Here is a 7,564-nt window from a genome sequence, read left to right on the forward strand (position 1 = left end):
GGACTCGATGACCGACTATTATGGCGGCAAGACCATTAAAACCGTCATTCTCGGCTTTTCCAAGCATACCCGCGATTTATTCCCTGAGCTTCGCCAAGCGGCGCGCAACTTCGCCGACACTGCCGGGCTTGCCGACGCGCCGGAAACTGCCGAACATCGCCAGAAATACAGCATGGGCGGCGGCTACTTCCTGAAGACTGGCGGCCGCTATTCGAGCGGCTGGAAAGTCTCGAAACAATCATTCTACGGCAACCGGGAACCGGTCAAGAGCCTGCCTTTCCCTGCCGACTGGCATTTGAGCGCGCCGACGCCGGCAAGCGCTCCAGCGGCCGCGCCTGGCGTTGTGACGCCGGCCGGGATTCGGATCGAGGAACACACGCACACGAAAAAGGGCTTTCAAATGTTCATTTGCATCATGCCCGAACGTGTCGAGCGCGACGAGTTCAACCGGCTTCGTGATTTGGCCGAGACTCTTGGCGGCTGGTATACAAAACCATGGGGCAAGACGCCGGGCGGCTTCGCCTTCAAGAAACAGGAAGCGGCGGATACCTTCGCCAATCCCGAACCATCAGCGGCCGGCCCCGGATCATGCCCACAATGCCCGCATGGCTTAGGCTTCAACTGTTCGACATGCTGGCCGAAGGGCAAGCCGTCGACCCAAGAACAGCGTGCCGAGGCGCCAGCGCGTGCCAACGTCGCGACCGGCGACAAGCTGCGCGCCATGGCCGACGCCATGCAAGGCGATATAGACCATAAATTCCGCGACCGGCAGACAAACACGCCTAAGCGCCAGCGCGAAGCCGATAGCGCACGGCTTGACGGCTATTGGCTGCAGCGGACGCAACAGGCATTGCGCGCCCTGGCGGCGCACCATGACGCCGGAACCGTTCCGCTCGAATTGCGCGGCGCAACGTCAAAGAAAGTCGTCCATGACCTGGCGCGCTCCGAGATCGTGCGCAATGGCGGCTATTACGACGCCGGCCATGATAGCGGCAAACCGGCCAATGACACGCCGGCAACGCGCGCGCTTTGGGCAATGATCGCCGGGCAAAGCGAGGCCGACAAGCAAGCCGAGGAGTTGCGCCGCAAGGTCCAGGCGCTGCAATTCGCGAAGATTCCCGGTTACTTCCCGACGCCGCGCGCCGTCATCGATCAGATGATTGACCTTGCCGACATGCCGGCCGGCGAATTCGACATGCTGGAACCGGAAGGCGGCGGCGGCGCTATTCTGGACGCCATGGCGGAAGCCGCTCCGCTGGCCAAGCTCACCACGTTCGAACGGCATTTCAGCTTGCGGGAGATTTTGACCGCCAAAGGCTACACGCTCGCCGGATCCGATTTCATGGAAGCCGAGACCGCGCCGCGCTTTGACCGCGTGCTGATGAACCCGCCCTTTGAAAACGGGCAAGATATCGAGCATGTGCGCCACGCCTTCAAGATGCTGCGCGATGGCGGCCGGCTGGTCGCGGTCATGTCGCCGGGTCCATTCTTCCGGCAGGATCGCAAGGCAACGGAATTTCGCGCCTGGTTCGATGAGCGGGCGGCGAAAAGTACGATCTGCCGGCCGGATCATTCAAGGAAAGCGGAACCGGAACTGGAACCGTCCTTGTCGTGCTGGTCGGCGATGAACTGGCGAAGGAAGCCGCGCCGGTTGCAACCGCGCCGGCAGCTGGTCGCGGCTATCGTATCGGCACAAGCCATTTCGAAAGCATGGAGGCGGCCAGCCGATACTATCAAGGCAACGACAAACAGACGGCCGAAAAGATAGCCGAGGGCGAAATTCACATCGGCCCGCCTTCCACATGCGAACCCGACGAGATCGTGACGCTGAACTGGTCGGAAGGCCGCTACTTCATCGAACGGAGGGGCTGAAGCCATGGAAAAGCGCGAATGGTATTTTGCCGGCGGCTGGAATTGGCCGCTGATTGCCGCGCTGCTGTTCACTGCGGCATTCTGGACGGCGGCCTATCAGGCATTCGCATGATCCGCCATGCCGCCGGCTTCCTCGCAATGGTGGCACTTATGGCTGGCGTCCTAGCGCTGGTCATCATCTTCGACTTGCCGCTACCGCATTAGAAGACAATCGCGGAATTCTTATAACCCCGCTCGATAGTGAGCGAACAACAGGAGATCGAAATGCCGAAAATGATTTTCCACATGGGCGTTACCCTTCGCTGTTACGGCAACGTCGAGGTCGAGGCCGAAAGCGTCGAGGCGGCTTTCCCGCTACTGACTGCCGATTACATCGGCGACAACATCACGATCCATGAAACGACAACCGATAGCGGGCAGGATTTGGCCATTATCGACGTTACCGACGAAGAGACCGGCGAACGGTTGGCAGACTATGGCGGGCACTCCCTGCCAAGCGTCTACGATCCGCAACCATCGCGGCTCGAACTGGCCGCGCCCGACATGCTGGCCGCCCTGAAGGCGATCAAGCGAGCTCGCGGCAACTGTGGCGCATCGCCATTCGAACAAGCCGCCTGCAATCTCATGGATGCGGCTATCCTGAAGGCGGAGGGCGAAGCCGCCGGCATTGCTGATGCGGAGGGCTGCGCCAATGGTTGACGCCAGCGAAGCCCCGACCACGTTTCATTATGAGCATTGGCGTCATGGCGGATGGTACACGAATGTTTACTATCCGTCCGGCGCTTGCGGTTGCGTGTCGCGCAACTACGATGACGGCAAATGGCGCATTGCCTGTGATCCGCGCCCATTCGAGCAACGACCGACATTCAAGAACCGTGACGCGGCGGCGCTTGCCGAATGGCACCTTGCGGAAGCGGAATGGACGCTTGTCCGCGCGGCGGCTGGCGATCTGTTCGACGCCTTAGACCGCGCTGTCGATCACAAGGCTATCACCGATCCATTCTGCCTGAAGCTCGCCAAGGAAGCGCTGGCGAAGGCTAAAGGACAAGCCGCCGCTCGCTGACACAGAAACACGCCTGGCGCTCGCCCCTGTGGCGGCGCGGCCCTATTCGAGAAGGAACCGAACACATGGAAAGTTTGACAGTGACATCAATCCGCGAAAGCCTGGCCGCACGTTTCAAGCGCTCATCGTTCTATTGGCGCTGGCGCGGCCGGATCACGCGCTACCGCCTCGCCTGGCGATACGCACGCGGCACCATGACGGCAGATGACGCGCAGTGGATCACTACCGACTGCAGGGACACTGCCGGTTGGCATCCGCTCGCCTCACTCTGCAATGAGTCCGTTATGGATCTTGCCCTTGACGTGTACGAAGATCATCCCGATCTGGCGCGGCTTGTTGCGGAAGCCTGCAACCGTGTCGGCGACAAATGGGACGACTATTCCGAGTCGGCTTCATCTGCCGCCGACTGGGCGATGGAAAAGGTGGCTGAGTACGCCAACCTTGAAAACATCGAACTGATCAAACGTGAAGGATCGGCGGACGACGAATAAACCTTGCAACTGGCATAGATTTATGCCATGAACTGAATTGCCGATTGTGGCGAATAGAGGAGATAGAACAGCATGAACGCACACGCCCATCCCGCGAATTCCAGTGTTTCGGCCATCGCCCTTGGCGCGGTCGTTTCCTTCAGTGCCTATGCCGCCGCAAAGGCGGTCCAGGCGGAGCCGGAACATGAACCAGAAGTGATCGCGGCCAATGAGGCGACACTCGCCGAAGTCCGCGCCATCTTCCCGGCGGATCTCGCCGAAAAGGCAATCGCCGCTGGAGCGTTCGATGAACCGGTCGAGATCGCCGAAGAGTCGGTAGAGATCGCGCCGCTTCCGCCGGCAACAGCGCTCGCCGACCGCGCCGCGCTCAACCGCGCGCTCGATATCGTCGCCAACGTGGTCGAGAAGCGCAGTTGTATCCCCATTCTCGGCAATGTCTGCCTCATCGGCGACGGCGAAAATCTGACCGTGACCGGCACTGATCTGGACATTGAAATCGCGGTCAAGATTCCGGCCGCCGCTGATGCCAGATTCGCCGTCACTCTGCCGGCGCATACTATGAAAGACCTCCTGAAAAAGGCGACGGCTTCCGAGTTCGTCGGTTTCACGGAACGGCAAGGCGACAGCAACGCCGTCACGGTCGATTTCGAAAAGGTGAACTACAGGCTGCAGGATTTGCCGGTCGCCGACTATCCGAACCTTTCCGGCGGCAAGCCGTCGCATTCCTTCACGGTTCCCGGCGCCGATCTGGTCGAGGCCTTCGGCGGCGTGGCGATCGCCATTTCAACCGAGGAAACCCGCTACTATCTGAACGGGGTCTATCTTCACCATGTCGAGCCGCGCGCCATCGATGCCTATCACGGCGATCACGGCGCATTGCGCATGGTCGCCACCGATGGGCATAGGCTTTGCCGGCAGGATTTGGCGGCCAGCGAGGGCATGAAGGGGATGCCCGGCGTCATCGTACCCCGCAAGACCGTCGCGCTCCTGCAGAAGCTCCTGAAGGGCAAGGCGTGCCCGGCAGAGGTTCGTGTCGAGATAGGCAAGACCGAGCATTGGGGAACCATCCGCCTCATGTTCGATGGCGTCACGATCACAAGCAAGCTGGTGGAAGGCTCATTCCCCGACTATCAGCGCGTCATCCCGACCGGCAACGACAAGCCGGCAACGTTCAAGGCGGCGGACCTGGCGGAAGGCGTGCGCGCGGTCGAACTGATTTCTTCCGAGCGCGGCCGCGCCGTCAAGCTCACCTTCAGCAAGGGCAAGTGCCAGCTGGTCGTCAACAATCCCGATCAAGGTTCGGCAACCGCCGACATTGCCGCCGACTATGGCAGCGACGAATTGGAGATCGGATTCAACGCCAAGTATGTGCAGGATTTGATCGCTACCGCCTGCTGCGAAGAGATCACGCTTACCATGGCTGATTCCGGCTCGCCGACACTCATGACCGCGCCGGACCGCAAGGGCTGGCTTGGCGTCCTCATGCCGATGCGTGTGTAGATTTAGGCCTTGGTCGGGCGCGCGAATGCGCCCACCTTCCATCAATCACGACAAGGAGGTTTCCCAATGCCGAAGATCATCGCCAAATATACCGATTTCAACGGAAACGTCTCATATGTGAGCGTTCTCGATGGTCACGTCTCCCACGCGCTGGCCAATGGCATCCCCTATGCGCTCAACAGCATCCCTAGGGATCAAGATGGCATGTCGCTTCGCTTCGCCTGCGAACGATGCACTACGGTCGAACAACTTGTGGCGACCATCAGCGCGCGCATGTATCTAGGCGGCAAAGCAAGCGTGGAAGCCTTTTCGCCAGCGACAGTCACGCCCGATGTCGCGCCAAGCGCCCGAGATCAAGACCGCACCGCCTACATGGAATTCATGCTGGCGGAATCATTCAAGGCTTGGGACGATGAAGAGGACAGCGTGAAGGAAGAGCACGCCGACCTGATCGCCGAGCTCTCGGACTTTGTTGGCACTTTGGCGAGCCAGCCAGAACGCCAAATAAGCCCCTTCCATGAGAACGGCATGAAAGCCGCCGCGTTTTCGGCGATGTTGAAGGCGCTGAAAGGTTTCGTTGATGCCTGTGGTGGCGATGCGCCCGATTGGCTTGGCGAGGAATTCTCCGCCTGCGAAGACGCCATCGAGCTTGCCGAAAAGGCCATCTGAACAACTCCGCCAACCGTGGCGAAACACAGGAGACAGAACCATGCCGAAATTCACCGTCCAGCCATGCCAGGCTGATCAAGGCGCAACCTATGTCATCGCCGACGAGTCCGGCGACATCGTGCTTCGCACATGGAGCAACTCGAAAGAGGAGATCGAGATCGCCGAGCGCGCCGCTGCTGCCTTGTCTGGCACCGATATAGCCGGTGAGATTCCGGCGCTGCGCAAATGCCTGATGGCGATGGAGCGAGCCAATCTAAGCGAGGCCCACCGACTGCGCGGCGTGATCGAGCGCCTCAGCGGAGGACCAGTGACATGAGCGCGCTCCGCTTCTGCATCGGCTTCGCCGCCGGCATCCTCGACGGATTCGGCACCATCCGCGCTCGCGATCGCATCCTTCGGCTGGTTCGCTATGATGGCGCGACGATGAATGGCTTCGACCGCGCGGCCGACATGTTCTCGTATGGCCACTGATATGACCAGATGGGATGAAGTCCTGATCTTCGTGCGCGGCAAATGGGAAATCGCGCACAAGGAGGTCGCCGACGGCGCCAGGCAGATGTGGATCCGCCGCGATATGTCATGGATTTGCGACGAAGGCGCGGAGGAGGCGACCTTGCCTATGCCGCCAAAGCCGAAGAAAGCGAAACCAACATGACCTACGCCAGACGGAGTTCAGCCATCCGCGCGGCCAAGAGCGCCTGCAGGAAGGCGCTTGACGCTCCGCACTATCAGGCGGCCCAAGGTGTCGATTTCACCATTCGAGTTCATTATTGGTATCTCGGCCCGCTTGGGCAGATGGACGACGAATACAGCTTCGATTTGATCGGAGTATGCTTGGAGGCATCCGAGGCCAAGGAAAAAGATCCGACCAACGTCTACCAACCCTAAACGGAGGCCAAGTCATGAACGACGTTTTTCTGGTGACCATCCTGTCCAAGTCGGCACCGATCTTCCGCTTTGTCGGCGGAACGGACGAAGGCCGCGCCAATTACCTCGCCGGTGTGTGCATTGACCGGCTTGCGGATTACCATGGACTGGAGTTCGACTACTCGGTCGAGCGGCTGCCATATGCCGCTACCATGACGCCGGAAACCGAGATCGTGCGCTTGGCGCTGGAGTCGGACGTATGAGCGCGAACGAATTCAGACTCCAGCGTCGAAAGGATGAGCCCGCTGCTCTGAAGATTGCAACCGACAAATACGAGGCGGCCGTCAATTCTCGTGATGCTTCGCCTGAAGGCATCGCCGCATTGGTCGCCGCAAAGCGCAACTATGGCGCGATCCTGCTTCGCGAGGATAAGAAGTCGCGGCCGGAGATTTACCGCAAAACCTAACCTGAAGCCTGCCAACTGTGGCAAAGAAAGGAGTCTGTCATGATCCGCACACTGATGAGGGCTTTACGCCGGCTGTTCGTCGCCGATCCCGTCAAGGAATTCCTTGGCGAATGGGGCGACGAGATCGAGCAGGAAGCGCGCAAAAGGCGCAACACCGATGCTTGAGTGGGGACCGATCATCATCCTGATCCTGGTCGCCGCCGGCATAGCCATAGGGCTGTTGCCGGAAGCCCATGACGCGCCGCTGCACAAGTTCCGCAACCAATGCCGAAGCGAGGGCATGGATTTCCGCGAGACCGAGGCGGCGATCGCCACGCGCATGGCATTTGTCCGGCTGCGAAGGATAGCCTCCGACCGGTGCATCGCCCAAGGCGGCAAGATCGGCCGCGACGAGATCAATGAGATCGCCGGCCATATCGCCATCGGCTTGGCCGCCTCGCGTGGCACCGATGCCGGCCATAAGTTCATCACATGGATCGATGACTGTCCGGACGAGGAGATCCTTTACGATGACGCCAGAGCGGCGCGCCATCGCCATCACGTCGCGGCCTTGCGTGAACAGGGTCATTACCCGCCCAAGAACGTCAAGCTGCATGATGACTACCGGCACGCTTTCAAGATCGTGAAGCATTAGCG

13 protein-coding genes and 1 pseudogene are annotated in these 7,564 nt (G+C 60.3%); all 14 read left to right on the top strand.

Annotated elements, in window-relative coordinates:
- Nucleotides 1–1,768: pseudogene (locus tag EN879_RS16890) on the top strand (methyltransferase); the annotation flags it as partial.
- A 368-nt stretch (nt 1,769–2,136) separates the two neighbouring features.
- The gene (locus EN879_RS16895) at nt 2,137–2,571 is read left to right on the top strand and encodes a hypothetical protein (protein WP_063168401.1); all 435 of its coding nucleotides are present in this window, start codon (nt 2,137–2,139) and stop codon (nt 2,569–2,571) included.
- Nucleotides 2,564–2,935 (top strand): hypothetical protein, encoded by a 372-nt coding sequence (locus EN879_RS16900; protein WP_127224375.1) that lies wholly within the window; start codon nt 2,564–2,566, stop codon nt 2,933–2,935. The genes EN879_RS16895 and EN879_RS16900 overlap by 8 nt, the downstream gene beginning before the upstream one ends.
- 65 nt (nt 2,936–3,000) lie before the next feature.
- The gene (locus EN879_RS16905) at nt 3,001–3,426 is read left to right on the top strand and encodes a hypothetical protein (RefSeq protein WP_063168402.1); all 426 of its coding nucleotides are present in this window, start codon (nt 3,001–3,003) and stop codon (nt 3,424–3,426) included.
- Nucleotides 3,427–3,498: 72 nt separating this feature from the next.
- A complete protein-coding gene (dnaN, locus tag EN879_RS16910; protein WP_063168403.1) occupies nt 3,499–4,926 on the top strand; it encodes a DNA polymerase III subunit beta in 1,428 nt (475 codons plus the stop codon).
- 66 nt (nt 4,927–4,992) lie between these two features.
- Complete coding sequence (locus EN879_RS16915) at nt 4,993–5,595, top strand: hypothetical protein (RefSeq protein WP_063168404.1); 603 nt, start codon at nt 4,993–4,995, stop codon at nt 5,593–5,595.
- A 40-nt stretch (nt 5,596–5,635) separates the two neighbouring features.
- Nucleotides 5,636–5,911 (top strand): hypothetical protein, encoded by a 276-nt coding sequence (locus EN879_RS16920; RefSeq protein WP_063168405.1) that lies wholly within the window; start codon nt 5,636–5,638, stop codon nt 5,909–5,911.
- Nucleotides 5,908–6,066, top strand: coding sequence for a hypothetical protein (locus tag EN879_RS39000; RefSeq protein WP_158515791.1), 159 nt, complete (start codon nt 5,908–5,910; stop codon nt 6,064–6,066). The genes EN879_RS16920 and EN879_RS39000 overlap by 4 nt, the downstream gene beginning before the upstream one ends.
- Nucleotide 6,067: 1 nt before the next feature.
- On the top strand, nt 6,068–6,250 hold the full coding sequence (locus EN879_RS16925) for a hypothetical protein (RefSeq protein ID WP_063168406.1): 183 nt from the start codon (nt 6,068–6,070) through the stop codon (nt 6,248–6,250).
- Nucleotides 6,247–6,483, top strand: a complete 237-nt coding sequence (locus EN879_RS16930; RefSeq protein ID WP_063168407.1) for a hypothetical protein — start codon at nt 6,247–6,249, stop codon at nt 6,481–6,483. The genes EN879_RS16925 and EN879_RS16930 overlap by 4 nt, the downstream gene beginning before the upstream one ends.
- A 14-nt stretch (nt 6,484–6,497) precedes the next feature.
- A complete protein-coding gene (locus EN879_RS16935; RefSeq protein WP_063168408.1) occupies nt 6,498–6,725 on the top strand; it encodes a hypothetical protein in 228 nt (75 codons plus the stop codon).
- On the top strand, nt 6,722–6,928 hold the full coding sequence (locus tag EN879_RS16940; RefSeq protein WP_063168409.1) for a hypothetical protein: 207 nt from the start codon (nt 6,722–6,724) through the stop codon (nt 6,926–6,928). The genes EN879_RS16935 and EN879_RS16940 overlap by 4 nt, the downstream gene beginning before the upstream one ends.
- A gap of 39 nt (nt 6,929–6,967) precedes the next feature.
- Nucleotides 6,968–7,093 carry a hypothetical protein gene (locus EN879_RS40625; protein WP_275955627.1) on the top strand — a complete coding sequence of 42 codons (126 nt, stop codon included), beginning with the start codon at nt 6,968–6,970 and terminating at the stop codon, nt 7,091–7,093.
- Nucleotides 7,086–7,562, top strand: coding sequence for a hypothetical protein (locus EN879_RS16945; RefSeq protein WP_063168410.1), 477 nt, complete (start codon nt 7,086–7,088; stop codon nt 7,560–7,562). Before EN879_RS40625 ends, EN879_RS16945 begins: the two co-directional genes overlap by 8 nt.
- Nucleotides 7,563–7,564 lie beyond the last annotated feature (2 nt).

The sequence above is a fragment of the Mesorhizobium sp. M7A.F.Ca.AU.002.02.1.1 genome (genome assembly GCF_003998535.1).
Lineage (GTDB): Bacteria > Pseudomonadota > Alphaproteobacteria > Rhizobiales > Rhizobiaceae > Mesorhizobium > Mesorhizobium ciceri.